The organism is Mycolicibacterium brisbanense (assembly GCF_001570425.1).
GTDB lineage: Bacteria > Actinomycetota > Actinomycetes > Mycobacteriales > Mycobacteriaceae > Mycobacterium > Mycobacterium brisbanense.
This window is the reverse complement of sequence record NZ_BCSX01000028.1, coordinates 132,973-159,750: the sequence shown is the minus strand read 5'-3', so window position 1 is coordinate 159,750 and position 26,778 is coordinate 132,973. Positions and strand designations below refer to the sequence as shown.

Annotated in this window: 23 protein-coding genes; 13 read left to right on the top strand and 10 right to left on the bottom strand. The window is 66.6% G+C overall.

Going from position 1 to position 26,778, the window contains the following annotated elements:
• Positions 1-43 precede the first annotated feature (43 nt).
• Genes RMCB_RS17250 through RMCB_RS17240 form a run of 3 tightly spaced genes read right to left on the bottom strand, consistent with a single transcriptional unit; the run spans position 44 to position 4,151 of the window.
• The gene (locus RMCB_RS17250) at positions 44-1,651 is read right to left on the bottom strand and encodes an amidohydrolase (protein WP_062829740.1); all 1,608 of its coding nucleotides are present in this window, start codon (positions 1,649-1,651) and stop codon (positions 44-46) included.
• Entirely contained in the window at positions 1,648-2,727 is a 1,080-nt protein-coding gene (locus RMCB_RS17245; RefSeq protein WP_062829739.1) for a C45 family autoproteolytic acyltransferase/hydrolase, read from the bottom strand. The genes RMCB_RS17250 and RMCB_RS17245 overlap by 4 nt, the downstream gene beginning before the upstream one ends.
• Positions 2,724-4,151, bottom strand: a complete 1,428-nt coding sequence (locus tag RMCB_RS17240; protein ID WP_062829738.1) for a purine-cytosine permease family protein — start codon at positions 4,149-4,151, stop codon at positions 2,724-2,726. Before RMCB_RS17240 ends, RMCB_RS17245 begins: the two co-directional genes overlap by 4 nt.
• Positions 4,152-4,281: 130 nt before the next feature.
• On the opposite strand from RMCB_RS17240, the gene RMCB_RS17235 reads away from it, so the two are divergent.
• Positions 4,282-5,301 (top strand): LacI family DNA-binding transcriptional regulator, encoded by a 1,020-nt coding sequence (locus tag RMCB_RS17235; protein ID WP_062829808.1) that lies wholly within the window; start codon positions 4,282-4,284, stop codon positions 5,299-5,301.
• On the opposite strand, the gene RMCB_RS17230 is transcribed toward RMCB_RS17235, so the two are convergent.
• Positions 5,298-7,175 (bottom strand): Hsp70 family protein, encoded by a 1,878-nt coding sequence (locus RMCB_RS17230; RefSeq protein WP_062829737.1) that lies wholly within the window; start codon positions 7,173-7,175, stop codon positions 5,298-5,300. The two genes, RMCB_RS17235 and RMCB_RS17230, sit on opposite strands and share 4 nt — an antisense overlap.
• Before the next feature lie 224 nt (positions 7,176-7,399).
• Between RMCB_RS17230 and RMCB_RS17225 the strand changes: the two genes are divergently transcribed.
• On the top strand, positions 7,400-7,867 hold the full coding sequence (locus tag RMCB_RS17225; protein WP_036422455.1) for a nuclear transport factor 2 family protein: 468 nt from the start codon (positions 7,400-7,402) through the stop codon (positions 7,865-7,867).
• A gap of 3 nt (positions 7,868-7,870) precedes the next feature.
• On the opposite strand, the gene RMCB_RS17220 is transcribed toward RMCB_RS17225, so the two are convergent.
• Positions 7,871-8,524, bottom strand: a complete 654-nt coding sequence (locus RMCB_RS17220; protein ID WP_029366823.1) for a L,D-transpeptidase family protein — start codon at positions 8,522-8,524, stop codon at positions 7,871-7,873.
• Between the two features lie 82 nt (positions 8,525-8,606).
• On the opposite strand from RMCB_RS17220, the gene RMCB_RS17215 reads away from it, so the two are divergent.
• Complete coding sequence (locus RMCB_RS17215) at positions 8,607-10,070, top strand: bifunctional phosphatase PAP2/diacylglycerol kinase family protein (RefSeq protein WP_062829736.1); 1,464 nt, start codon at positions 8,607-8,609, stop codon at positions 10,068-10,070.
• Here RMCB_RS17215 and RMCB_RS17210 read toward each other — a convergent pair.
• Positions 10,024-10,695 (bottom strand): phosphatase PAP2 family protein, encoded by a 672-nt coding sequence (locus RMCB_RS17210; protein WP_062829735.1) that lies wholly within the window; start codon positions 10,693-10,695, stop codon positions 10,024-10,026. The genes RMCB_RS17215 and RMCB_RS17210 overlap by 47 nt on opposite strands.
• 55 nt (positions 10,696-10,750) lie before the next feature.
• On the opposite strand from RMCB_RS17210, the gene RMCB_RS17205 reads away from it, so the two are divergent.
• The 8 genes from RMCB_RS17205 to RMCB_RS17170 all read left to right on the top strand — a co-directional run bounded on the left by RMCB_RS17205 (position 10,751) and on the right by RMCB_RS17170 (position 20,374).
• Positions 10,751-11,470, top strand: coding sequence for an NUDIX hydrolase (locus RMCB_RS17205; protein ID WP_062829807.1), 720 nt, complete (start codon positions 10,751-10,753; stop codon positions 11,468-11,470).
• Positions 11,471-11,572: 102 nt separating this feature from the next.
• Positions 11,573-12,946, top strand: coding sequence for a sulfatase family protein (locus RMCB_RS17200; protein ID WP_234792151.1), 1,374 nt, complete (start codon positions 11,573-11,575; stop codon positions 12,944-12,946).
• A 78-nt stretch (positions 12,947-13,024) separates the two neighbouring features.
• The gene (stf0, locus tag RMCB_RS17195; RefSeq protein ID WP_029366818.1) at positions 13,025-13,828 is read left to right on the top strand and encodes a trehalose 2-sulfotransferase; all 804 of its coding nucleotides are present in this window, start codon (positions 13,025-13,027) and stop codon (positions 13,826-13,828) included.
• On the top strand, positions 13,825-14,748 hold the full coding sequence (gene cysD, locus RMCB_RS17190) for a sulfate adenylyltransferase subunit CysD (protein ID WP_062829733.1): 924 nt from the start codon (positions 13,825-13,827) through the stop codon (positions 14,746-14,748). The genes stf0 and cysD overlap by 4 nt, the downstream gene beginning before the upstream one ends.
• Positions 14,748-16,607, top strand: coding sequence for a sulfate adenylyltransferase subunit CysN (cysC, locus tag RMCB_RS17185; protein ID WP_029366816.1), 1,860 nt, complete (start codon positions 14,748-14,750; stop codon positions 16,605-16,607). The genes cysD and cysC overlap by 1 nt, the downstream gene beginning before the upstream one ends.
• A gap of 34 nt (positions 16,608-16,641) precedes the next feature.
• A complete protein-coding gene (locus tag RMCB_RS17180; protein WP_062829732.1) occupies positions 16,642-17,250 on the top strand; it encodes a (2Fe-2S)-binding protein in 609 nt (202 codons plus the stop codon).
• 5 nt (positions 17,251-17,255) lie between these two features.
• On the top strand, positions 17,256-18,233 hold the full coding sequence (locus RMCB_RS17175) for an FAD binding domain-containing protein (protein WP_062829731.1): 978 nt from the start codon (positions 17,256-17,258) through the stop codon (positions 18,231-18,233).
• On the top strand, positions 18,230-20,374 hold the full coding sequence (locus tag RMCB_RS17170) for a xanthine dehydrogenase family protein molybdopterin-binding subunit (RefSeq protein WP_062829730.1): 2,145 nt from the start codon (positions 18,230-18,232) through the stop codon (positions 20,372-20,374). Before RMCB_RS17175 ends, RMCB_RS17170 begins: the two co-directional genes overlap by 4 nt.
• Here RMCB_RS17170 and RMCB_RS17165 read toward each other — a convergent pair.
• Positions 20,355-21,200 carry an alpha/beta fold hydrolase gene (locus tag RMCB_RS17165; protein ID WP_062829729.1) on the bottom strand — a complete coding sequence of 282 codons (846 nt, stop codon included), beginning with the start codon at positions 21,198-21,200 and terminating at the stop codon, positions 20,355-20,357. The genes RMCB_RS17170 and RMCB_RS17165 overlap by 20 nt on opposite strands.
• A 50-nt stretch (positions 21,201-21,250) precedes the next feature.
• Positions 21,251-22,015: a trans-aconitate 2-methyltransferase gene (locus RMCB_RS17160; protein WP_029366814.1), complete on the bottom strand. Its 765-nt coding sequence runs from the start codon at positions 22,013-22,015 to the stop codon at positions 21,251-21,253.
• 46 nt (positions 22,016-22,061) lie between these two features.
• Here RMCB_RS17160 and RMCB_RS17155 point away from each other — a divergent pair, with 46 nt between their 5' ends.
• Positions 22,062-22,940: an amidohydrolase family protein gene (locus RMCB_RS17155; protein ID WP_062829728.1), complete on the top strand. Its 879-nt coding sequence runs from the start codon at positions 22,062-22,064 to the stop codon at positions 22,938-22,940.
• Positions 22,941-23,034: 94 nt separating this feature from the next.
• On the opposite strand, the gene RMCB_RS17150 is transcribed toward RMCB_RS17155, so the two are convergent.
• Complete coding sequence (locus RMCB_RS17150; protein ID WP_029373997.1) at positions 23,035-23,487, bottom strand: universal stress protein; 453 nt, start codon at positions 23,485-23,487, stop codon at positions 23,035-23,037.
• Positions 23,488-23,534: 47 nt separating this feature from the next.
• The gene (locus tag RMCB_RS17145; protein ID WP_029373996.1) at positions 23,535-25,067 is read right to left on the bottom strand and encodes an APC family permease; all 1,533 of its coding nucleotides are present in this window, start codon (positions 25,065-25,067) and stop codon (positions 23,535-23,537) included.
• A 755-nt stretch (positions 25,068-25,822) separates the two neighbouring features.
• Here RMCB_RS17145 and RMCB_RS17140 point away from each other — a divergent pair.
• Complete coding sequence (locus RMCB_RS17140; RefSeq protein ID WP_062829727.1) at positions 25,823-26,677, top strand: SDR family NAD(P)-dependent oxidoreductase; 855 nt, start codon at positions 25,823-25,825, stop codon at positions 26,675-26,677.
• Positions 26,678-26,778: the final 101 nt, after the last annotated feature.

Here is a 26,778-nt window from a genome sequence, read left to right as displayed (position 1 = left end):
ATCGCGATTGCGAGCAGCGTTTTCGTCGAATTCGGCGCGGGGATCACGCCACGTGTTCGTGGCCCGCAGCCACGGTGATCCGCACCTGCGCCGTCAGCAGGGCATCGGCACCGACGGCGAACGGATCGCGGTCCAGCACAACGAAGTCGGCTGCGTATCCGGTGACCAGCCGGCCCGTCACGTGCTCCCACCGGCACGAGTACGCGGCGTCGCGGGTGCCGTGCGCGAGCGCCTCTGCCAGGGGCAGCGCGTAGTCCGGCAGATTGGGCGCCAACGACGGATCGCTCGGTGATCGCCGGGTGGTGGCCACATACATGTTCGGCAGCGGGGGGTACGGCGCGGTGGGCGCATCCGAGCCGAACGCCAACGTCGCACCGGCAGCGGAGAATTCGGGCCACGGGAACCCTCGGTCGGCCCGGCTGTCGCCGAGCATGGCCCGCCAGTTGTCGGCGATCGCCGGATCGGCGTGTACCGGCTGCATCGAGGCGACGACCCCGAGCCGAGCCAGTCGCGCGACGTTGGCCTCGGTCACGGTCTCCAGATGCTCGATGCGATGTCTGCGGTCGCGCGGTCCGTTGACCTCTGTCGTATGCTCAAGCGCGGACAACGCGATGTCGGAGGCCTCGTCGCCGATGGCATGCATGGCGACCTGCAGCCCCGCGGCGTCGGCCGCGGCCACCACCGGTGCCAGCGCTTGCAGATCCCAGATCGGCCCTGGATGGCTCCCGTCAGCGTAGGGCTCTTTCATTGCCGCGGTGCAGCTGTCGATGACTCCGTCGACGAGGATCTTGATGCCGGCGATACGCAGCCACGGTCCGGACAGGCGGCGGTTCAGCTCGATTGCCTCCTGCACCTGCGCCAGGTTCTCGGCAGTCGACGCGGTCCGGTTCACCAACCAGTGCCCCGCGATCCGCAGTGGCAGGGTGCCGTTGCCTGCGGCCAGGGCACGTTCCAGCGCAGGCAGGTCCGCGCCGTCGAGCCCCATGTCGACCGCGCCCGTCACTCCGGCAGCGAGATAGTGCGTGAAGGTCGCGGCCAGCGCAGCGTCGCGTTCCTCGTTGGTGACGGTGCTGTCGAGGAAGGTCCGCATCAAACCCAGTGCGGCCGTTTCGTACAACATGCCGGTGGCGTTGCCGTCGGCGTCGCGCTCGATGGTGCCGCCGATGGGATCCGGTGTGCCTGCGTCGATTCCCAGCTCGCGCAGCGCCGCGGTGTTCACCCACGCCGAGTGCACATCGTTGGACGCGAGGTACACCGGGCGGTCCGCAACGGCGGCGTCGAGCATGTGCCGGTCAGGGGTACGGCCGGCCAGCGGGGTGTACAGCCAGCTGCGGCCCAGGATTCGTGGGGCCGATGGGTCCGCGGAAGCCGCTGCGGTCAAGCGACTTTGGATGTCAGCGAGGTCGACGGCGTCGAACAGGTCCACCTGTTGCAGTGACTGCCCCAGCGAGACGAGGTGGGTGTGCGCGTCGATGAAGCCGGGCAATACCAACGCACCGTCGAGCTCGACCGTGCGGGTGATGCCGGGCAGGGCGTCGGCCGTTGCGGTGTCCCCGACGAACACCAGCTCGGACCCGGAGACGACGAGCGACTGCGCCCATTCGGGTTGGGCTGCGGTGAAGATCCGGCCAGCCCGGTAGTGCGTGGTCACACTGCCACCTGCGCTGCGGATAGGACGTACCAGGCCCCGTCCCGGGCCTCCCGGGGCGTACCCGCCAGGATGCGGGCCCGGCGGTGCTCGGGTTCGAGCTGGACGGTGGCCAGTGTTGCCCAGCGTTGGCCGAACACCGCGCCCGGCGTCGGCACGCAGCACAGTTGCGGCTGGCCGGGATCGGAGTGCAGGAACGGGACGAGGTCATCGGCCTGCACCGGCACCGGATAACTCTGAAGCCGAGACTCTATGAGCCGCAGCCGGTCCTGCGAATCGGGGTCGTAGAGTCCGGGCTTCTCGAACGGCGTATTGCGCGCATCGAGGAAGTGGTTGGTGTGGGGCAGGAAGCCGCCGCGCTGTGGCAGCACCGCGACGCCGTGGGGGCTGAGCTCGGCGCACACGGCCGTCTCGGTGTCGAGCAGGGTGAAGGCCCCGGAGGTGCTGATCGGCGCCGAACGCAGCACGTCCAGGGCCTCGGCCACACTGCCCGCGGTCCCGAGCACTGCCGCGGCCAGTACATGCACCGGTACCCCGGCAGGCGCGTCATCGCGGTGGCCCAGGATGTTGAAGAACAAGCCGAGCCCGGCGCTGTTGACGCCGATCTTGCCGAGCATGCCGTGCTCGGTGAGGCCCACATACGAATACGGGGTGCCGCTGACGGTCTGCGGGTGCCAGAACGGGTCCATCTCCTGGTGCCAGTCCCAGGTCTGGATACCGAACGGCGATCCCGACGCGGGCAGGCGTCCGATGGTGGAACATTCTCCCGGCCGGCTGCCGAGGGCCTGGGACAGGATCTCGGTGCGGGCGTTGACGGCCATGAGTCGCCACAGCTCCACCCCGGATCCGTCGGCGACGCCAGCGATTTCCTCGGTGAACCGCGGGTCCCACGCCGTGATGATGTCGGCGATGCGGGCCGTATCGGAACGCACTGTCCCGTCATCGATTCCGACGGTGCGGAACAGTTCGAAGTACAGGTCAACCGCGGCGGGAAGTTCCGCGCGCAGGGCATGACCGCGGGCCCGGCCGCGTTCGGCCGGTGTTGCGGCGCCGACGACGACGGTCGCACGAGTCGTCATCGGGACACCTGCTTGCGGCGGCCCATCAGGACGACGTACAGCACAGCGGGTACCAGCAGGCCGACGGGAAGGGAGAGGTCCACCCCGTCAATGGCTTTCGCGATCGGCCCGGTGTACACCTCGGCGGCCACGCACAACAGGCTCAGAGCGATCCCGACCAGCACGGCGATGGCGCCGGCCCGGTTGACCCCTGCGGTGTACCAGTACGGGCTGGCCGGCGTCTGATCGCTGAGCCCCGGCCCGTCGTAATCGTTGCGCCGCCATAGCACGTCGGCGACGTAGACGGCCATCACCGGCCCCATCACTGTGACCACGAGTTGCATCATATTGCTCACGGTGTCAAGGAAGTTCGATACCAGCAGCGCATACATCGTCATGGCCGCGCCGATGGACCCGTCGAGCAGGACGCTGCGCGAACGACGCAGCCGCAGCCCGACGGCCTGCAGCGCCAGACCCGAGCTGTAGGCGGTCATGGCGTTGTTGGCCATGGTGCCGACGATGACCGCGATCAGGAAGACGGGGATGAACCAGGACGGCAGCACGCCCTCCAGCGCGCTCTCCGGGTCGGCCATGTTCAACGCGGTCGCGGCCAGCGCACCGAGCCCGGTGGTCAGCACACTGGGCACGAATGCACCCAGGGTGGTCCAGCCCGCCACCGCCACCGGCGAGGTGGCCGACGGCAGGTAGCGGGCGAAATCGGCACTGTTGGTGTAGGACAGCGGGGCCGAGGCGACGATCGCCAGGCCGGCCGCGACGACCGCCCACAATCCGATGCCGTGCAACGGCTCGGCGGGCTGATAGCCCCAATTCGCCCGGCTGAGCACGAACACCGCCATGACCACGAACACGGCGGTGAGCACCAGCGCCAGCGGCTGGTACAGCCGCACGATGGTGGCGTGGCCGTACACACTGACGGCCAGAGTGATCCCGGCGATGGCCAGGATCAGCACGATCTTGACGGCGAGGTTCACCTCGATGCCGAACCGTTCGGCCAGCCGAAAGGCGGTGTAGGAGGCCGCCGCCCAGTTCAGTGCGAGGTAGCAGACGCTGATGAACCAGCTCGTGATCAGGATGTTCACGCGGTTGCCCCGGACCCCGAACATCGCGCGGGTGATGACCTCGCTGGGGGTGCCCGAGGCTGGGCCGCTGGCGGCCACGATGCCGGTGAGGACGGAGAACAGGTTGCCGACGACGATGACGGCCAGGGCCTGCCACAGACTCAGGCCCATCAGGACGAGCGTGCCGCCGACCACCAGGGCCAGATAGCCGACGTTGGGCGCGGCCCATACCGCGAACAGCTCGCGGGCGAGGCCGTGTCGTTCGGCCTCGGGGATGTAGTCGATGCCGTGGCTCTCCACCCAACCGGCCTGATCGGCGGCGGGTAGAAGGCCGGGGGCGGCGGGTTCAGCCGTCGTGGGTGCCATGGGCTCTCCGTGAGGGTGGGAGGAACGTGATGGCGGTCACGCTACGTATCCAAATCGATTTGGGCAATGCTGGCCGCGAATTTTCTCAAATCGATTTGTCCCTGGTTGACGCCTTGCTACGGTGGCGGTCGTGGCAGAACGACGGGTACGGCCGACCATCCATGACGTGGCACGCCGCGCCGGCGTGTCCGCCACGACCGTGTCCCACACGTTCAGCGGCAAGGGTGTGGTTGCCGCGGGCACCCGCGAGCATGTCCGCGAAGTGGCCCGGGCAATGGGTTACCGCCCCGACGCCGTAGCCCGCGGCCTGCGCAACAACAGGCTCGGTGTGATCGCCCTTGTCCTACGTCCGCTTGAGACCCTCGACTCGTTCCTGCCCGAGGGCGTCGACTACTTCCTCCGGTTCGCCGGCCAGGCCGCGTTGGCCGCCATGGAGCTGGGCTACGGGCTCATGCTCGTCTCCGACCCGACGCAGGACAGCTCGCCGGCGGCCGCACTGGCCTGCGACGGATTCCTCATCACCGAGCCGGTACAGAACGACCCTCTGGTCGCCATGCTCACCGAGGAACGGATGCCATTCCTGACCGTGGGCCGCGACCCGGAGAACGCGGGCTACGACAGCTGGATCGACACCGGCACCACACCGATGACGCTGCAGGTGCTCGACCACCTCCGGGGCAGCGGCGCCCGCCGCATCGCACTGGTCACCGGAACCGACCGCAACTCCTGGAACATCGATGCCGAGGCGGCCTATCGGTCCTGGACAGCGCAACGCGAGCAAGACCCGCTCGTCGTCCACCAACCCGAAACCGCAGGGCTTGCCGGCGGATCCGCCGCATATCGCGAATTGTTCAGCGCCACAAGCTTTCCCGATGCCGTTTACTGCCTCACCGGGCGACACGCCGCCGGCCTGCTCACCGCCCTCACGGAGGGTGGCCTGCGGGTACCGCACGATGTCCAACTCATCGCCGGGTCGGATTCCGAGCACACCCGCTCGGCCACTCCACCCATCACCGCGATCGACCTCGGACCCGAACTACTGGCCCGCGTCGCCGTCACGCGGCTCGCCAATCATCTTGACGCCGTGGACCGTCCGATACCGACCGGAGATCTGCAGGGCCGCCTCATCGTCCGCGGCTCCACCCGCTAGGGCTGATAGGGCGATCCGTACGGATTCTGCTGCTGATAGGGATACTGCGGCTGGTACGGGTTCTGCTGATACGGATTCTGCTGATACGGGTATTGCGGCTGCTGGGTGGTCGGGCTCGTGTTCGGCACCTGAATCGGAATCGGCACCGGGACAAACGGCACCGTGATGTAGGTCGTCGTCATCGGATTCGTCGTGGTGGTGGTCGTCGTCGGTGTCGTGGTGGTCGTGGTCGGCGGCGTGGTCGTCGTCGTTTCAGTGGTCGTGGTCGTCGTGGTGGTCGTGTGCGTCGGTGGTGGTGGCGGCGGTGTCGACGTCACAGTCACCACCCGTGTCTCCGTCTGCGGCGGCGGAGGGGGTGGAGGCGCCTCGGTGACCGGCGCGGGCGGCGGGGCCGCCTCGGTGACCGGCGGGGGCGGCGGTGCCGCCGACGGCGGGGGCGGCTCTACCGGCGCCGCCTGCTTCTGCGTCACGGGTTGTGGTGGAGGCGGGGGCGCCACAGATGTCGTCGCGGTGTCCGTGGCACTGGTCAATGCGTAGGTGACGCCGCCGATCGCGACGATCACCAGCGCGGCGGCGACGCCGAACACTGCCACCGGCAGCTTCTGCCACGCGGAGCGGGGCTCTTCGATCGGACCGGTCCGCGGCACATAGTGCACGGTGGGGCGGGCGGCGGTGTGGGTTCCGAAGGAGTCCAGATCCGGCCCGGTGTATGGCACCACGTCGTCGTCGGTGTCGTCCTGAGACCAGGCCAGCGCCCGGAACGTCGACGAATCCGGTTCCTGGGGCGTCATGTCGGGGATCGGGGTCGCAGCGGTGGCTTCCAGGGTCGGCGCCACCCCGGTCTGCACCTCGGCCTCGGCCGAATATGCCGCGGCGAGTGCGCCACCGATCGCGGCGTCCAGTGCGGGCTGCGGCGTGGTCACCACCTGAGCTTGCGAATGTTCCGAAAGTTGTTGGGTGACAAGCGGAATGTTCGCGCCGCCGCCGATAGTGACCACAGCGGCCACCGCAGGCCAGCCAATCCCGTTGCGCTCCAAGGCGGTTTCCAGGGCGGTCAACGCACCGGCCAGTGGCTGCCGCATCAGCGTCTCGAGCTCGGCACGGGTCACCCGAACCGTCGCCGAATATCCCGGGAGCTCGACCATGAGGTCGGTCGCCGTCTCCGCGGACAACCGCTCCTTGGCCTGTCTGCACTCCTCGCGCAGTCGGGCCAACGACCCCACCGCCGTGGTGCCGGCGGGCTCGATACCACCGGCCTGCGCGACGCCGTCGAGCACATGGGTCAGCAGCGCCTGGTCGATCTGGTCGCCCGAGAAGTCGGCATACCGGGTGGTCTCGTCGATCGGTTCGAAGGACGCTCCCGCGTCGGCCAACGTGATGCTGGTGCCGCCACCACCGAAATCGAGCAGCGCCACCACACCGCTGAGCGGCAGGCCCGGGTTGGCCCGCAGCGCCGTCAGCGACGCCACGGCATCGGAGACCAGCCGCGCGGGCATCCCGTCGTGGGAGAGATTCGGATTGGTCCGCATGGCGCTGCGCAACGCGCGCAGCGTCGGAGCGCCCCAGTGGGCGGGAACCGCGATCGCCAGCTGCGGCGACGGGCCGCCCGCGGCGTCGACCATCGCATCGAGCGCCTCGACCAGCAGGGCGTCGGCCAGGTACGACGCTCCGTCGGGAGCGACCAGAGGGACCGGGTCACCGACCCGTTCGACGAACCCGGCCAATGTCACGCCGTGCCCGTCGGCAGGCGCGCCGACCTGCGGCGTGCGGTCTGCCGACAAGGTCAATACCGATCGCCGTATCAGAGGTTGATTGCCGACGCGCGCCGCAACCAGGTTGGTGGTCCCGATCGACAACCCAAGCGGGTCGCTCATAACGGGAATCACAGTAGTCGGTTCGGCACGCACTCAGACCCCTGACACACTTTCGTAATCGAATCGAACACGTTCCGCCATCGCACTTTTGGACTCCACATGCCATTCACAGCGCGCTCTATACCGATGCCCACGTACCGCATAGCCCCCGCGCGCCGCGCCATCACGACCCTAACAATGCCGTCGCAGGCGCACTCTGTACCCGCCCCGGCGATTGTGCTGCAATGGCGGGCATGAGCGACATCGACGACGTCAAGCAGGTCAAATACCGCTATCTGCGCGCGTTGGACACCAAGAACTGGGAAGAATTCGCCGACACCCTCACCGAGGACGTCGTCGCCGACTACGGGCAGTCGCTCGGCGAGTCGCTGCATTTCACCGACCGCGACGCCCTGGTGGACTACATGCGGCAGTCACTGGGACCCGAGACCATCACCGAGCATCACGTCTCGCACCCCGAGATCACCGTCACCGGTGACCAGGCCACGGCGACGTGGTACCTGCAGGACCGGGTGATCGCACCGGCCTTCAACTTCATGCTCATCGGCGCGGCGTTCTATCACGACACCTATCGCCGCACGAGTGACGGCTGGAAGATCAGCGGCACCGGATATGACCGCACCTACGACGCCACGATGTCACTGGAGGGCTTGAACTTCAACCTCAAACCCGGTACCGCCCTGCATATTTGACGCCTACTTGGCGACGGCGATCACCGCGCCGGGCCGCAGCCACTGCATGATCTGCACGAGCTTGGCATCGTCGATCGCCACACAGCCCGCGGTCGGTCCGCCATCGGTGGTGTGGATGAAGAACGCACCACCGTTGCCGGGTATCCGAGCCTTGTTGACGCCCATCACCACGGCGTGCTTGTAGGCCGAGATGTTCAGGTTCTCGGTACCGCTGGCGGGGTCGGTGTTGAACGGGCACTGCGCCTTCTGGCATACCTGCATGGTGTTGTAGGTCGGGCTCTTGACGTCGCCGTCCCACCAGTGGTTGTTGTCGGTGATCTGCACGTACTGCAGCCCACCGCCAGGATTGGGCGCAGTGCCGAACGCGAAGTCAAGCGAGAACACCCCCATCGGCGTGGCCATGTTGCCGTCGTGGGTTTCGGCAGCCATGCCGTTGGCGCCGATGCTGGCCGGGATGCCCGCGGCAACGGCCTGCCAACCGGTGGCATCCCGTTGATAGACATCCATCATGGCCTTCGAACCACCAACGCCGACAACGGAAATCACCTGCGTGGCGGTACCCACCGAATTGCCGAACCACGGCTCGACCGCGCCTGCCACCGGCGCTCCCGCCAGAGCCAGCACCGCGGCGCACAGCAGGGCTCCCAGTCGTCGCACCCAACCATCGTCGCTGGCAACGCTCTCGTCGCCGTAAAGGTTCGGACACGATCAGGTCGCGGCCGGTCGGTAAGTTGGGTTGATGGACGTGCGAAAGATCGCCCGAGACCTGGGCACGTTGGACCGCGAGGTGTTCGAAGCTGTCGCCGAATCCCCCAGCCCGCTGCTCGACAAGGCCATGCCGCGGCTGACCAACGCCGCCGACCACTCGAAGCTGTGGCTGGCCATCGCGGCTGCGCTGGGCGCAGTGGGCGGCTCGTCGGTGCGTCGCGGCAGCGTCCGGGGCGTGGCCAGCCTGGCCGTCACCAGCCTGGTGACCAACCAGATCGCCAAACGGCTGTGGCACCGGCCCCGGCCGGACCGCGCCCTGATACCCCTTGCGCGCCGCTCCCGGCGCGTCCCCACCTCGCATTCCCTGCCATCGGGCCACTCTGCGAGCGCCGCGGCCTTCGCGGTGGGCGTCGGCCTGGAGAGCCCACCCGTGGGTCTCGCGCTGGCGCTGCTCGCAGGTCTGGTCGGGCTGTCGCGCGTGGCCACCGGCGCGCACTATCCCGGAGACGTCTTCGCCGGATTCGGCATCGGGGCCGGCATCGCCATTCTGGGCGCCAGGGTGGTGCCCACCATCCCCACCTCGGCGGTCCCGACGGCCGACCCGCTGCGCTACCACACCGACCCGCGGCCGGACGGTGACGGCGTGGTGCTGGTGATCAACCCCGACTCCGGCGAGGGCACCGGCGGCCGCGTGATCGATGAGGCGCGAAAGAGGTTGCCGCACATCGAGATCGTCGAACTCGGTGGAGACGACGATGTCGTGCAGGTGATGCGCGACGCGGCGGCCCGCAGCGAGGTGCTCGCGGTCGGTGGCGGCGACGGCACCGTCGCCTGCGCTGCCGGAGTGGCATTCGACGCGGGGGTTCCGCTGGCGGTCTTCCCCGGCGGCACGTTCAACCACTTCGCGAGGGACATCGGGTGTGACACGGTCGAACAGACGGTCGACGCCATCCGCGAGGGCAGCGCGGCGTATGTGGATCTGGTTCGCCTCAACGACGACAAGACGGTGATCAACACCGCGAGCATCGGTGCGTATCCGAACTACGTCCGAGTGCGCGAGAAGCTCGAAGGCAAGATCGGCAAGCGCCTGGCCGGGGCGTACGCGGCGTATCTGACGTTGCGCCGCGACCGGTCGGTCCGCATCGCCTACGACGACAAGACGTTGCAGACTTCACTGTTCTTCCTTGGCAATTCGACGTACCTGCCGTCAGGGTTCGCGCCGTCCGTACGCCCGCGCATGGACGACGGGCTGCTCGATGTGCGGATCTTGGAGAGCGGCAGGCGATTCAGCGGTCTGCGGATCGCCACGGCCATCGCCCTGGGCCGGCTCGTACGCAGCCCGCTCTACCACGAACTGCAGGTGCCCGAATTCCGGTTCACCACCTTGGACGGACCCACGGTGCTCGCCCACGACGGCGAAGTCGGAGAGTCGTGCTCGAAAGCGGATTTCAGCGTGCGATACCGGGCGCTGCCGGTGTTCCGTCCACTTCCGTGACGGCCGGATAGGGCCGCACCGCGAGCCAGCACACGACGAAGTAGGCATATCCCAGCGCCCAACCGGCCACGACATCGGACGGGTGGTGCACGTTGAGCACCACCCGACCCACCCCGATCGCGACGATGACCACGGCGCCCACGACCGCAAGCCACGTGCGCAGTGGTGCCCGCAGCAACGGCCACGCCACGGCCAGCAGCGCCAGCACGCCGACCATCACGCCCAGCGCGTGCCCGGATGGGAACGATGTCGACGGGGCGTAGGCGAGCGCCGTGACCGGTCGTGGCCGGTCGGCCAGGTTCTTCGCGAGCTCGGTGAGCAGAGCACTCAACTCGACGGACAGCAGCAAGAACAGCACGATCCGCAGTTGTCGGCGCACTACGGCGACCGCAATGACCACCAGGGCCACGATCCGAAAGGTCACCGGACTCAGGACCGTGCAGAACACGTCCCAGCCCGTGACCCAGGCGGGATGGGATGCCCCGTACCGGTAGGGCACCGTCAGGCCGGCGTCGTCGAACGCGGCCAGCCAGGCCCAGTGCAGCCCGTAGCCCATCCACATCAGTGCGTACACCGCGACAGCGATCAACGCCGACGCGATCAGCCATCCGGTTCGCGTGTTCACCGTTTCATTCAAGCGCGCCGCCGGATCACCGATGACCGCCGCCTATGGTCAGACGATGACCATCAGCTACGACGAGGCGCTGCGCCGGAAGATCCAGGCCAACCTGGCGAGCCACGATCGGTACACCGTGACGGATCCGACGAAGCGGCACGCGGCGGTGGCAGTGGTGCTGGTGGATTCCGCCGTCGGCGAGGACCGGGTCGACCCGGCACCGGTCGACGAATGGATCGGGGGCCGTCCGATGCCGGAGGCGAACCTCGACGGCCGCATGGTCGACGTCTCGGGTGGTGCTGCGTTTCTGTTGTGCCGCAGGGCGACTCGGATGAACTCGCACGCCGCCCAGTGGGCGCTTCCGGGCGGGCGCCTCGATCCGGGCGAGACGACGGTCGACGCCGCACTGCGGGAACTGCACGAGGAGGTCGGCATCGAACTGCCGGGCAGCGCCGTGCTCGGCCAGCTCGACGACTATCCGACCCGGTCCGGCTACGTCATCACCCCGGTGGTGATCTGGGGTGGCGGCCGGCTGGACCCGCGCCCGTCGCCGGCCGAGGTGGTCGCGATCTACCGCGTGGGCCTGCACCAGCTGCAACGCGCGGACTCGCCGCGCTACATCACCATCCCCGAGAGCCCCAAGCCGGTGGTGCAGATCCCGCTGGGCAACGATCTGATCCACGCCCCCACCGGCGCTGTGCTGCTGCAGTTGCGCTGGCTGTGTCTGGAAGGCCGCCATGACCGGATCGATGAGCTGGAGCAACCCGTCTTCGCCTGGAAGTAGGCCGCCGCGCGTTGCATAGCGCTTCGATCGTGGTGAGCAAAAGCCAACAACAGATGAAATTCTCGCTGTGGGATGGTTGCCTCGAAAGATGAGGAGGTGGACGTGAGCGTGAAAAGCAATGTGCTGATCGTGCACTGGCACGATCTCGGGCGCTATCTCGGTGTCTACGGACATCCGGATGTGTCGAGCCCACGACTCGACGCGTTGGCCGCCGAGGGCATCCTGTTCACCCGCGCGCATGCCACCGCGCCGTTGTGTTCGCCGTCGCGCGGCTCGCTGTTCAGCGGCCGCTATCCACAGAGCAACGGCATTCTCGGGCTGGCGCACCACGGCTGGGAATACCACGCGGGTGTGCGCACCCTGCCTCATCTGCTCGCGGAATCAGGCTGGTACACAGCACTGTTCGGCATGCAACACGAAACCTCGTATCCGACGACGCTCGGCTACAAGGAATTCGACGTGTCGAACTCCTTCTGTGAATACGTCACCGCGAAAGCCACCGCGTGGCTGGCCCAGCCGCCGCGCCAACCGTTCCTGCTCACGACGGGCTTCTTCGAAACGCACCGGCCATACCCGCGGGAGCGTTACGTCCCCGCCGATCCGGACAGCGTGAGTGTCCCCGACTATCTGCCCGATGCCGGAGAGGTGCGCGAGGACCTCGCCGAGTTCTACGGTTCGATCACCTTGGCCGACGCCAAGGTCGGTGAGCTGCTCGACGCGCTGGCCGCGAACGGCCTGGACCGCACCACCTGGGTGGTGTTCCTGACCGATCACGGCCCGGCCCTGCCCCGGGCCAAATCGACGCTGTACGACGCGGGCACCGGCATCGCGCTGATCGTGCGGCCGCCGACCGGCTCGGGCATCGCCCCGCGACGCTATGACGATCTGTTCAGCGGGGTCGACCTGCTGCCCACCCTGCTGGATCTGCTCGGTGTGGAGATTCCCGCGGAAGTGGACGGGCTTTCACACGCCAGCAATCTTCGGGACAATTCGGAGGGCGGCGACGAGGTGCGCACCGCGGTGTACACCACAAAAACTTTCCACGATTCTTTCGACCCTATTCGCGCGATTCGCACCAAGGAATACAGCTATATCGAGAATTACGCGCGACGGCCATTGTTGGACCTCCCGTGGGATATCGCGGACAGCCCGCCGGGCCGCATCGTCGAGCCCCTGACCCGCGCACCCCGCCCGGCCCGCGAGCTCTACCGCCTCACGGACGACCCCACAGAGTCGAACAACCTGCTCGGACCCGGTGGCACCGATAAGGACGAGGCAATTGCCGACGAGCTGGCCATGCAGTTGAACGACTGGCGGCAAAAGACCCACGACGTCATTCCATCGGACTTCGCGGGCACCCGTATATCCGAGCGATATACCGAGACATATCTTCATATTCACGGGCGCCCCGCCACCAGCCGATCGGCCATCGCCGCCGATCGCAACCTCGCCGAAACGCGCCACGACGAACAATAGTTTCGTTCACGGTGAATATAAATACCAGTCACCGTCTTGAATGCGCGTCGCAAACAAAATGGGATTAGAGTCTCGCCCATGCCGGACCATCCCACCGCTTACCTGGTGCTCGCATCGCAGCGCAGCGGCAGCACGCTGCTCGTGGAATCCCTGCGCGCCACCGGCGTAGCCGGGGAACCGCAGGAGTTCTTCCAGTACCTGCCCACCACCAGTCAGTCGCCCCAGCCGCGGCAGTGGTTCGCGGGTGTCGAGGACGAGTCGATCCTGCGCCTGCTGGATCCTCTCGACGAGGGCAAGCCCGATCTGGCCCCGGCAACGATCTGGCGCGACTACATCCAGACCGTGGGCCGCACTCCCAACGGCGTGTGGGGCGGCAAGCTGATGTGGAACCAGACGCCGCTGCTGCTCGACCGCGCTGCGGGACTGCCCGACCGGTCCGGGCCCGGACTGCTTTCGGCAATCCGCGATGTCGTCGGCAGCGACCCTGTGCTCATCCACGTGTACCGCCCCGACGTCGTGTCCCAGGCGGTGTCGTTCTGGCGGGCCGTGCAGACCCGGGTGTGGCGCGGCAGGCCCGACCCGGTGCGTGACGCGCGCGCCGAGTACCACGCAGGCGCCATCGCGCACGTCGTCACCCTGCTGCGGGCGCAGGAGGAGGGGTGGCGCTCATGGTTCGCCGAGGAGGACATCAAGCCGATCGACGTCTCGTACCCGTACCTGTGGCGCAACCTCACCGAGGTCGTCGCCACGGTGCTGGAGGCGCTGAACCTCGACCCCCGGCTCGCTCCCCCACCCGTGCTGGAGCGTCAGGCCGATCAACGTTCCGACGAGTGGGTGGACCGCTACCGCTCGGAGGCCGAGAAGGAGGGGCTACCCGTATGACGCTCACTGCCGAGGCCGGTCTCACCCAGGTCGACGAGCTGCGACTCTTGGAAGCCGAAGCCGTGCACATCATCCGCGAGGTGGTCGCCGAATTGCAGCGGCCGGTCCTGCTGTTCTCGGCGGGCAAGGATTCGATCGTGCTGCTTCGATTGGCGGAGAAGGCCTTTCGGCCGTCACCGCTGCCGTTTCCGGTGTTGCACGTCGACACCGGCCACAACTTTCCCGAGGTGATCGAGTTCCGCGACCGCCGCACCACCGGCGTCGGACACAAGCTGATCATCGGATCGGTGCAGGAGACCATCGACAGCGGCCGGGTGGCCGACCCGGGCCCGGGCGCCTCCCGCAACCGGCAACAGACCCGAACCCTGTTGGACGCCTTGGAGGCGGGCGGATTCGATGCCGCATTCGGCGGTGCCCGTCGCGACGAGGAACGTGCGCGCGCCAAGGAACGCATCCTGAGTTTCCGTGACGAGTTCGGCCAGTGGGATCCCCGCGCCCAGCGACCCGAGCCCTGGTCGCTCTACAACGGCCGGATCCGCAAGGGCGAGCAGGTCCGGGTCTTCCCGCTCTCCAACTGGACCGAGCTGGACATCTGGCGCTACATCCAGTTGGAAAACCTTGAGCTGCCGTCGATTTACTTCGCGCACCAACGTGAGGTGTTCGAACGTGACAGCATCCTGCTCGCGGTGTCGGAGTACGCGCAGCCCGGTCCTGGCGAGACGGCCGCCGTGGAATGGGTTCGGTACCGCACCGTGGGTGATCTGACCATCACCGGCGCGGTGCGCTCGACGGCGACCACGATCGACGGTGTCATCACCGAGATCTCTGCTGCCACAGTGTCGGAACGCGGCGAGACCCGTGCCGATGACCGGACGTCGGTGGCGGCGATGGAGGACCGCAAGCGGGAAGGCTATTTCTGATGAGTACGCGTCAACTGCTTCGCATCACCACGGCCGGATCGGTCGACGACGGCAAGAGCACCCTGATCGGCCGGTTGCTGCACGACACCGACAGCCTGCCGCTGGATCACCTCGAGGCCGTCACCGACGAAGAAGGCGTCGCCGATCTGGCCGCCCTGTCCGATGGGCTGCGCGCCGAGCGGGAGCAGGGCATCACCATCGATGTGGCGTACCGGTTCTTCTCGACCGCCACCCGCAGCTATATCCTGGCCGACACTCCCGGCCACGAGCGCTACACCCGCAACATGTTCACCGGTGCATCCAACGCACATGTGGCGATCCTGCTGGTCGACGCTCGCGCCGGGGTGCTGCGCCAGACCCGCAGGCACGCACGCATCGCGAAACTGTTGGGTATCAAGCACTTTGTCGCCACCGTGAACAAGATCGACCTGGTCGATTTCGACAAGGAACGGTTCGCCGAGGTGGAGCGTGAACTGCATCAGGTCGCCGACCGACTCGGCGGTGCCGACCTGACCGTCATCCCCATCGCCGCCAAGCACGGTGACAATGTGGTGCACCGGTCCGAGCGCACGTCGTGGTACGACGGTCCTACGCTGCTGGACTACCTCGAAGACATCGAATTGTCGGCGCCGCACCCGGATCCGGCGAACCTACGTCTGGCGGTGCAATGGGTTTCCCGCCCCACGTCCGAGCAGCGGCGGCGCTACACGGGGCGACTGTCGGCCGGAACCCTGAGTGTCGGTGACTCGATCGTGAGCTTGCCCGCCGGGAACCGCTCGACGGTGACCGCGTTGGACACCCTCGACGACGACAGATCGGTAGGCGTTGCGCCACTGTCGGTTTCGATCGAGCTGGCCGACGATATCGACGTGGGGCGCGGCGACGTTTTCGTCAGCGGCTCGGAGCACGCCGTATTGCCGGTGCTGGCCCGCGAATTGGACGCCACGGTGTGCTGGTTCTTCGACGCACCATTGCGGGCAGGCGACCGGTTGGCCCTCAAACAGGGCACCCGCACGGTGCGAGCCACGGTGCAGGAGCTGCACACCAAGCTGGACCCCGAGACCCTTGACGAGCTCGACGGCCCAGTCGAGTTGGCGCTCAACGACATCGGCTCGGTGACGCTGCGGACCAGCTCCGTCGTCGTCGCCGACCCCTACGCCGAGAACCGCGACAACGGCGCGTTCATCCTCATCGACGAGGTGTCCAATGACACCGTCGGCGCCGGGATCATCCTCGACGCACGCGAGGTCAAGCCCAGCGGGCACAACCGCTCCGACATCAAATGGCATCCGTCGTCGCTGGATCGCGCCTACCGGTGGGGCAAGACCGGGCAGCGCGGCGCCACCATCTGGTTCACGGGTCTGCCCGCGTCGGGTAAATCCACGCTGGCGGTGGCCGTCGAGCGGGCGCTGGTCGAGGCCGGCCAGGTCGCTTACCTGCTCGACGGAGACAACTTGCGCCACGGCCTGTCCGATGACCTCGGCTTCTCCGCGGGTGACCGCACCGAGAACATCCGCCGCGTCGGTCATTTGACCCGGCTCCTGGCCGATGCCGGTGTGGTGGCCCTGGCCTCGCTGGTGTCGCCTTTGAAGTCCGATCGCGATACGGCACGGGCGCTCAACGACGCCGCGAAGCTGCCGTTTCTCGAGATCCATGTGGCGACCTCGCTGGCCGAATGCGAGCGGCGCGACCCCAAGGGCCTCTACGCGCGCGCCCGTGCCGGTGAGCTCCGGGGGCTCACCGGCGTCGACGCACCCTACGAGGCGCCGGAAAACCCCGACCTGGTGCTTGACACCACCGAAGCCGACATCGACGCGCTCGTCGGTCAGGTCATCGATTTGCTGAATTCCCGCAGATGATCCGCTGAGCGGCGCGCGCGTACGCTCGAAGTCGATGCACGTCGAGGACGGCCAGGCACACGCAGCGACCCAGATGAGTCGGCGCGTATTCGTCGGTACGACGCTGGCGGTGGGTGGCGCAGTGGCGACCAGTTCGCTGCTCTCTGGATGTGCACAGGAAACCGCACAGAATGCCGGCAGTTCAGAGGTGGTCCGGCTCAAGGTCAATGGTGACTGGACGGATGTCGAAGTCGACACCCGCACTTCCCTGCTCGACATGTTGAGAGACCGGATCGGGTTGACGGGAACCAAGAAGGGCTGCGATCAGGGCGCATGCGGCGCGTGCACCATCCTGCTGAACGGGCAGCGGGTGGTGTCCTGCCTGACGCTGGCCGCGATGCACAACGGCGCCGACATCGTGACCATCGAGGGTATGGCCAACGGTGACCGGCTGCATCCGTTGCAGCAGGCGTTCATCGACGAGGATGCGTTCCAGTGTGGATACTGCACCGCCGGGCAGATCGTTTCCGGCGAGGGCTGCATTCGCGAGGGCCATACCGGCTCGGACGCCGAGATCCGGGAGTGGATGAGCGGCAACATCTGCCGGTGCGGGGCGTACACGAACATCGTGGCCGCGGTGGCGAAGACGGCACGGAGCAGTTAGCCGACGTGTTCCCGTTCACGTTCTCGACCGCCACCGACGAACAGTCGGCGTTGGCGGCGGGAGCCGGCGGTGCCCGGTATATCGCCGGTGGCACCACCCTGATCGACCTGATGCGCGAGACCGTCGAGCGTCCAGCCAAAGTGGTGGACATCAATGCCCTGCCGTATCGGGAAATCGAATTGCAGCCGGCACATCTTCGCGTCGGCGCACTCGTACGGATGACGGATCTGGCGGCCCATGCCGGCGTGCGCCGCGAATTCCCGGCATTGGTACAGGCTTTGGAGCTCAGTGCGTCACCGCAGATCCGCAACATGGCCTCCATCGGAGGCAACCTGATGCAGCGGCCCCGCTGTCTGTACTTCCGCGACGTCTCGGCCGCATGCAATCGCCGTTCGCCCGGTTCGGGATGCGCAGCAATCAGCGGCCGCAATCGCGGACACGCCATCCTGGGCGGCAGCGATCAGTGCGTGGCCACGCATCCATCGGACCTGGCGGTCGCGCTGGTTGCCTTCAACGCCACTGTCATCGCCCGCAGTTCCTCGGGCGAGCGCCGCATCCCCGCCTCTGGTTTCTTCAAACAGCCCGGCACCACACCCGATCAGGAGCACGATCTGCGGCCCGGCGAGCTGATCGTCGCCGTGGAGGTGCCCACCGGCTCCGAGATGCGGCGCTCTGGCTATCTGAAAGTGCGCGACCGTGAGTCCTTCGAATTCGCGCTCTCCGCAGCGGCCGTCGGCCTCGACATCGGCGGCGGCGTGATCCGCAGCGCACGGGTCGCGGTGGGCGGCGTGGCAACCGTGCCGTGGCGACTGCCCGCGGTCGAACAGGTTCTCCGAGGGCGCGCACCCACGCCGCAGCTGTGGCAGGAAGCCGCGTCGTACGCCGCGGACGGGTCGAAGGCTTTGTCGGACAACGGCTTTAAGATCGAACTGGTGAAACGGACCGTGCAGCGGGAGCTGGCGGTAGTGGCAGGAGCGCCATGACGAGTGTCGGGCAGCCGATCTCACGCGTCGACGGACCGCTGAAGGTCACCGGGAAGGCGCGGTATTCCGCCGACCATCCCGTCGACGGCGCCCTGCACGCGGTGCTGGTGTGCAGCACCGTCGGGCGTGGCTCGGTCACCCGGATCAGCGACACACAGGCGGTGCACCACCCGGGCGTCGTGCGGGTGCTGACAGATTTCGGCGGCGTCAAGTTACCCTTCGATCCCCGCCAGGTGGCGTTCTTCGGTCAACCCCTGGCGGTGGTCGTGGCCGACAGCCTCGAAGCCGCGGCCCACGGTGCCGCACTGGTCGACGTGACGTATTCGGATGCAACAGGTTTGACCGATATCGACGCCCCGAATGCACAACCGCAGCCGGGGCAGTCCGTCAAAGACTATGCACGCGGCGACGCGGACGCGGCGCTGAAGTCGGCCGAGGTCGTCACCGACATGCAGTACACGATTGCCCGCAACCACCACAATCCGATGGAGCTGCCCTCGACCACCGCGAGTTGGGACGGCGACCAGCTCACCGTGTGGGACAAGGTGCAGGGCATCAAGATTGCGCAGGAGTCGCTCGCGACGGCTCTCGGCGTGCCCGTCGACAACGTGCGGGTGATATCACCGTTCGTGGGCGGGGCCTTCGGCAGTGCCGGACGCACGTGGCCTCACCAGATGTTGGCTGCATACACAGCCCGCCGGATGGGCAGACCGGTGAAGCTCACCCTCACCCGCCGGCAGATGTACGGCGGCATCGGGTACCGGCCCACCAGCCGCCAGCGGTTGGCCATCGGCTCCGACCGCGCGGGCCACATCACCGCGATCGTTCACGAAGCCCGCACCGAAACGTCCCGCTACCAGGTTTACGACGACAATGTGGTGGCCCTGCCGCGCTATCAATACGCCAGCCCCAACCTGCGCTCGACCTACCGTGTGGTGCCGCTCGACGTGAACATGCCGACGTACATGCGTGGCCCCGGATTCACCCCCGGAGCTTTCGCGTTGGAGTCGGCAATGGACGATCTGGCACACCGCCTCGCATTGGATCCCATCGAATTGCGGATCCGAAACGAACCGAGCCGCAATGAGTCCGATGCCAAACCGTTCTCGACCCGGCGGCTGGTGGACTGTCTACACCAGGGAGCCGCCACCTTCGGCTGGGCGCATCGCAATCCCGAACCGCGGTCGACCCGCGACGGCGCCAACCTGATCGGAATGGGTATGGCCGCGGCGGGATATCACACGGGACGCCGCGAATGCCAAGCACTGGCCCGCATCAACGCCGACGGAACTGCCGAGGTGCAAAGCGCCACGAGCGACATGGGGCCCGGTACCTACACCTCCATGACCCAGGTGGCTGCCGACGCACTCGGGTTGCCGATCACCAAGGTGCAGTTCACCCTCGGCGACAGCAGGCTTCCCGCCGCACCGATCCACGCCGGTTCGCAGACCATGGCCAGCGTCGGCTCGGCGGTGCTCACCGCCGGAAACATGCTGCGCGACAGGTTCATCCGTACTGCGGTGACCGATCCGGGGTCGCCGTTGAACGGCTTGCGGCCCGAGGACGTGACCGTGGCCGACGGCAGGATGGCCGCCCGCAACGCCCCGGGGCGCGGCGAGACGTATCAGGATCTGCTGCGCCGGCGAGGCTGGCCGAGCCTGGACTCCCAGCAGACCTGGAACCCTGCTGACGTCGACACCCGGTATTCGCTGAGCGCCTACGGTGCGGTGTTCGCCGAGGTCGCTGTCGACGAACTACTCGGCCTGGTCCGCATCCGCCGCATGTACGCCCTCTTCGACGTGGGCAGCGTCGTCAACCCCAAACTGGCACACAGCCAGGCCATCGGCGGCATGGTCGGCGGCATCGGGATGGCCGTGCTGGAAGGCAGCCAGATCGACCACCGTGACGGACGGGTGGTCAACGCCAATATGTCCGACTATCTCGTACCCGTCAACGCCGACGTGCCCGCGCTCGACGCGGCGTTCCTGCCGGCCCAGGACATGATCGCCGATCCCCTGGGCGTCAAGGGTCTCGGAGAGATCGTGATCGTCGGTGTGCCCGCAGCCATCGCCAACGCGGTGTTCAACGCCACGGGCAAGCGAATCACCGAACTACCCATCACTATCGAGCATCTGCTCTAGCGATTTGTGGAGTTTCAGCCGTGGCGAACGCGGCTAAAACGCCACAAATCGCGTCGGCGTGCGTGACGTAGAGCCCGTGGGCGGCCCCGGGGATCTCGATGAGCTCGGCTTGCGGCAGCAGTGCTGCGGTGCGCCGTCCGGTGAGCTCGATGGGCGCCGAGACATCGGCGTCGCCGTGGATCACCACAACAGGCAGATCCAGGTCGACGAGTTCGGCGCGGTAGTCGGTGCGGGCGCCCATCCGCTGGGTGGCGACCAGCGTCTGCACCGGTACCGCCACGATCTGCCCGATGGTGTCGTCCAGAACTTCTTGTGGCACAGGATGGTTCGCACCGAAGAACGGCGGAGCGTTGTCGATGCACCACTGCCGCACGTCGGCCTGCAGCTGCTCGAGCATCGCGTCGAGCAGGGTCTCGTCGACACCGTCCGGATTGTCGGCGGTCTTGACGAGCAGCGGCAACTGCGGTGCGACGAACACCGCGCCGCGCACTCGGGCGGTACCATGGCGGCTGAGATACCGCACGATCTCGCCGCAGCCCAGCGAATGACCCACCAGCGTCACATCTTTGACGTCGAGCTGCGTCAGCAGGGCGGCCAGGTCGTCGGCAAGGAGATCCAGCGTCCACTCACCGTCGTACCGGCCGGATGCACCGTGACCACGGCGGTCATAGCGCACGCATCGAAGCCCCGACTGCACGAGGCGTTCGGCGAGGTCCTCCCACTGCCGGGAGTTGAGTCCCCACGAGTGGGTGAACACCACCGTCGGGCCCGTTCCCGCGTCTGTGTAGTGGATGTCGGTGCGATCTGCGGTCAATAGTGTCGGCATGCATCCATCGTCGAACGGATAGGTACGCCTGTCGATTACGTGGGAGGTAATCAGCCCACTCGCGCGACCACGAACACCCGCCTGAACGGGAAGAACGTGATCCCGTCGGCTCGCCGCGGGTAGGCCTCGGCGAGCAGCGGGATGATCTCATCCTGGTACTGCTTCCAGCCCTCCTCGGTGAGACGGCCCTTGACCTGGGTCAGCGCGGTTCCGGTGATCCAGTCCAACACCGGTGTCTCCCCGGTCAATTGGTGCGTATAGGTGGTTTCCCAGGCATCGACCGCGCAGCCCACGTCGGTCAGTAGACCTGCATATCGCTCGGGCGCGTCGACCACATCGGCTTCACGGAAGGGCATGTCCTGCAATGCATCCGCGAAATGCGGACGACGCGCAACCTCACGCACCGCCTGATGCGATGGTGCATCGAAGTTACCGGGCACCTGAAAGGCGATCCACGACCCGGGCGCCAACTGCGCAGCCCACCGCACCAGCAGTTGGCGGTGAGCGGGCACCCACTGCAGCGCGGCGTTGGAGATCACCACGTCGGTGTCCGGTTCGGGCGACCACTGTTCGATGCCGCCGACGCGCGCGTCGAGTCCCCGCTCCTGCGCCGCGGCGACCATCTCCGGCGAGCTGTCCCAGGCCTCCACCACCGCGCCCGGCCAGCGCTGCGCGAGGGTGACGGTGAGATTGCCCGGCCCGCAGCCCAAGTCGACGACGCGGCGGGGATTGTCCGCGCCGACCCTGCCGACCAGGTCGAAGAACGGTCGCCCGCGGTGATCGGCGAAGGCCAGGTAGACATCGGGGTTCCACATGATCGGATAGTCCTCCTCGGGTGCCGGCGTTATATGGTCCCAGACGATGAGCGAGTCAGAGTCAGTACGTCAGATCTGGTCATCTCTGGGCCTGCCCGGCATGGTCGACGTCCACACCCATTTCATGCCGAAAAACGTCATGGACAAGGTGTGGCAGTACTTCGATGCGCAGGGCCCGATGATCGGCCGGGAATGGCCCATCACCTACCGTGCCGAGGAAGCCGAGCGGGTCGCCGTGTTGCGCTCGTTCGGGGTGCGACGGTTCTCGTCGCTGGTCTATCCGCACAAGCCCGACATGGCGGCGTGGCTCAACCAGTGGGCGGCCGGCTTCGCCGCCGACACCCCGGACTGCCTGGCCACCGCGACCTTCTACCCCGAACCCGACGCCCCGCACTACGTCGCCGATGCCATCAAGGTCGGCACGCAGGTGTTCAAGGCGCACATTCAGGTCGGCCGCTACGACCCCAACGATCCACTGCTCACCGACGTATGGGCGGCCATCGAGGAGGCCCAGGTCCCGGTGATCATCCACTGCGGGTCCGGACCGGTGCCCGGCGAGTTCACCGGCCCCTTGCGGATCGAGAAATTGTTGGCCCGTCACCCCCGGCTGGCGTTGATCATCGCGCACATGGGAATGCCCGAGTACAGCGAATTCCTGGATATCGCCGAACGTTTCGACAACGTGCGGCTCGACACCACCATGGCGTTCACGCCGTTCGTCGAATCCACCATGCCGTTCCCGCGGGCGGATGCCCAGCGGTTGCTGGCCATGGGTGACCGGATCCTGTTCGGCAGCGACTTCCCGAACATCCCGTACAGCTACCTCGATGCCATCCGCACCCTGACCGACCTGCCCGGCGTCGACGACACATGGCTGCGCAATGTGCTGCACGACAATGCGGCGCGCCTGTTCGGGTTGACCTGATCCGGTAGGCGCCCGACACGGCAATGCGGGGTGGTCTCGACATTCTCAGTCGAGACCACCCCGCATCATCGTGGTGGTTGTTACCGCCGGACGGTTACGGCGACGTCTCCACGAGATGTACCGGAATATCGGACCGTCTGCGAACCCGATACGGTTCCTGGCTCCACATCAGTGAGGAGACAAAGGGGTTGCGCTTCGGATCGGCCCCCATCACGATCGCGGAGCAGTGGCACCGCCGAGCCTCCTTGAGGATGCTCTTTCGGGGGCTGCGGGTGATGGCGATGTGCCCGTCGGCGGGGACGCCGAGCTTCTTGAGCTTGGCGATGGCGCTCTCGACAATCTCCTCCTGCTCTGCCATCTCCCGCCGGTTGGGCTGTAACCCCGGGTTGGGCAGTCCGAAACTTGTGCCGTGCAACCGCGCGATGGTGATCACCATGGCCCGCCCACGCCCCTCGAGAGACATCCGCGCCGCAAGCTTCAGAGCATCCTCGGTGAAGGGACGCCCCTCGGAGGCGAGCAGGATCTCAGCGGCGTTCTCCGGTGCCACCGGCGGAAGCGAGCGGCGTGGGCGATTCTGGCGGTTCCGAAACACTGCTACTTCACCATCTCCGGTTCCGGTGTCTGATTCGGCCCGACAGGCTGGTTCACCATGCTCTTACGATCCTCGTGCTTGCGGTACCAGTAAAGCGGCAGGTAGAGGAAGATCGCCGCCACGCCGAGGTAGTAGTAGATGGCCTGGCCACCGATGTTGGAGTAGATGATGCCGCCGACCAGCCACACGAAGAAGTACAGCGCGGCCAGCGCGAGCGCCAGGTACTTGAACGGCTCGGGCAACCGGAACGGACGCGGCAGGTTCGGCCGGTCCTTACGCAGCAGGTAGTAGCCGATCAGCACCGGTACGAACGAGCCGAGGTAGCCGACGTTGGAGAACGCGTAGATCTCGATGGCGCCACCCATGAAGGCGATGAGCATGCTCGCTACGACGTTGGTCATCATGGCGCGGTCGGGCACGTGGTGCTTGTTGAGGTGCTGGTAGAACTTCGGGAACTGACCGTCGAGCGACATCTGGTAGAGCGACCGCGAGCAACCCATCAGTGAATTCAGCGCCGACAGCACGAGCGCCACGATCAGCATTCCTGCCATCAGCCACTCCATCACTGCGCCGGCCACACCCGGGAAAATCGTGCTGGCGAACGTGACGAACATGGTCTTCGGGTCGACGAGGTCCGGATTGGAGAGAGCACCCGCGCCGAGAACGACAACGAAGGAGATCGGCAGCAGGGTGTACACGAACACCCCGTATCCACCTTCCAGGGTCATCGCGATCTTGGCGTCGCGATGCGGGTTCTTGCACTCACCGATGTAGCACGCAGCCGCTTCGTAGGCGATGACCGTCCACAGCAGCGGGAAGGCGTAGGCGATGTACATGACCCAGGCGGAGTGACCTTGGATCGGGCTGGAGAAGCTTGAACCGTCGAGATGCGGGAACCCGGCGAGCTCGTGCCAGTTCGTCTTGCTCGGATTGAAGATGAAGCCGATGGACAGGAAGGTCAGCGGAATCATCGACAAGACCGCCAGAACCGTCGCCATCGAGGTTCCGAAACGAATGCCCAGGTAGGCCGGAATCGACAGGATGAGCAGGCCGACGATCGTGATCACCAGCGTCCACCAGGGAATGAAGGTGCTGATCGGGGTGAAGCCCTTGGTGGCGTCAAGACCGAGAAGGTGGGTGATGTAGAAGGAGGCCAGGATCATGTTCAGAGGTGCGACGGGCATCCACCCCACCCAGTACATCCAGGCCGTCATGCCGTTGACATGGGGAGCCAGTCGCGGGAAGCGCATCTTGAATGCCGGGTAGGCGTAGGACGGCGATCCACCGGTCCGGCCAGGCATCATGGCGGACAGTTCGGCCAGCAGCAGGCAGAGCACCACACCGGTGAGGGTGAAGAAGGTGATGAAGGGGATGTAAGACGCCCCAAAAACGGTCAGAAACGCGGGCGCCGCACCCGTGACCAGGATTGTGCCGGCGAGACCGATGACGAAGGCGCCCCACCAGTTTGTCCCGGATTGCAGATTCCCGTGTTCATAGTCCAGGAAATCGTTTGTAGCTACATCGTTGTTGCTCAACTCGATCCTTCTTCCAGCTTTCTGTGAGAGAGAGACTTCTCACCCCCCTACCTTGGCTGTGGCACAGGTCACGGCAAGGTTCCTCTAAGGAAACAACGTTTCTTATTGGTGTGTCAATAGGGACTGATGTTTGTCAGTTCCGGCGGTCTCGCGCACCATCTCGAGGTATATCGGGCCGTCCCCCGGGATCATCACTCCCCGCTTGGCACACAAGGAATTTCGCTCCGAAAGGCTGGCGTGTCGACGGTTCGGGCCGAGAGTCCTGACCGGGCGGCCAGAGGCACATCGCCGTTGCCCGTCAAGATCAGGGCCCTCTCGTCGCTCACCGCCCTCGACGGCATTCCAGCGACGTATCCATATCTGTGAGAAAGCTGTGAACGACGCAGCGCTACCCGCCCCATCGCGCAGCCGGCACAGCACCGAACCGGGCCATTTCAGCAACGCCGTTCGCCATCGCCTCGATGACGCACCGGGCCGCATCGAGACGGCCCCGAGCGCCGGAGAATCCGCACCTCAAGCCGCCCGTCCTCACGGACGGACCGGGCTAATCATGTTGTCCGTCAAGGCGAATCATGGCATGCGGCCGTACCCGCGTGGCCCGACAAGGCGAGTCGAGTTACCTTGGAACCTGCGGGTTTTCGGTGTGTCGACCGATCCGGCCGGGTACGTTGCAGTGAGCCTTGGACCGAGTATGCAACGGGGGCGGGCCGTCTACGGTTGTGCAGCAAGGGAATCGGACGACGAAGGAGTCCAGGATGACCGAAGGCCGAGTAGTGGTGGTGACCGGTGCGGCCCGCGGGATGGGACGTGCGACGGCAGTCGCCTTCGCCCGGACCGGCTATCGGGTTGCGGGCGCCGACATCGCGGCCCGCGCGAGCGCCGCGATGGAATACGAGCCTGCAACCGCTGACGACCTCGCCCACACGGGAAGACTCGTCGAGGAAGCCGGCGGCGAATGGATACCCGTCGTGTTCGATCAGCGAGACATCTCGGCGGTCAGAGATGGGTTCTCAGCGGTGGTAGAGCGGTTCGGGGGCATTGACGTCGTGTTCGCCAACGCGGGCATCCAGGGATTCGCTTCGCTGTTGGAGATGAGTGATCAGCTGTGGCATGACCAGATCGACATCAACTTGACCGGCACCGCCAATGTGCTGCGGGTCGCCGCTCCGCTGCTCGTTCAGCGCGGGGGTGGTCGCATCATCATCACCTCCTCCACCCAAGGTCAGCACGGCACGCTTGACGGCAGCGGCTACTCGGCGTCGAAATGGGGCCTGATCGGTTTGATGAAGTCCGCGGCCCTGGAGTTGGGCAAGTATGGGATCACCGTGAATGCGCTGGTCCCCGGGTTGGTCAACACCGCGCTGACACGACACGAGGAGCGGTACGCCCAGATCATCCGCACCGGCGGACAGGAGCCATCGGGCAACCTGGACGAGGATGAACGGTCGGCAGCCGACGGCATGAAAAGAAAACTGCCGCTGGGAGTTCCGTGGGTTGAGCCCGAAGACGTCGCGCCGCTCGTGGTGTTCCTCGCATCCGACGAAGCACGCATGGTGACGGGGACCAGCTTCGCGGCCACGGCCGGCGACAGCGCCAACATCACCGCATGAACCCGGTGCCCGCTGTTTGCCGTGCACGGCAATTCTCACCGGGAGGCGGGCTTATCCGCACCTGTAGATGTCCTGTGTGTTTGCTTGGCGTTTACTTCTTG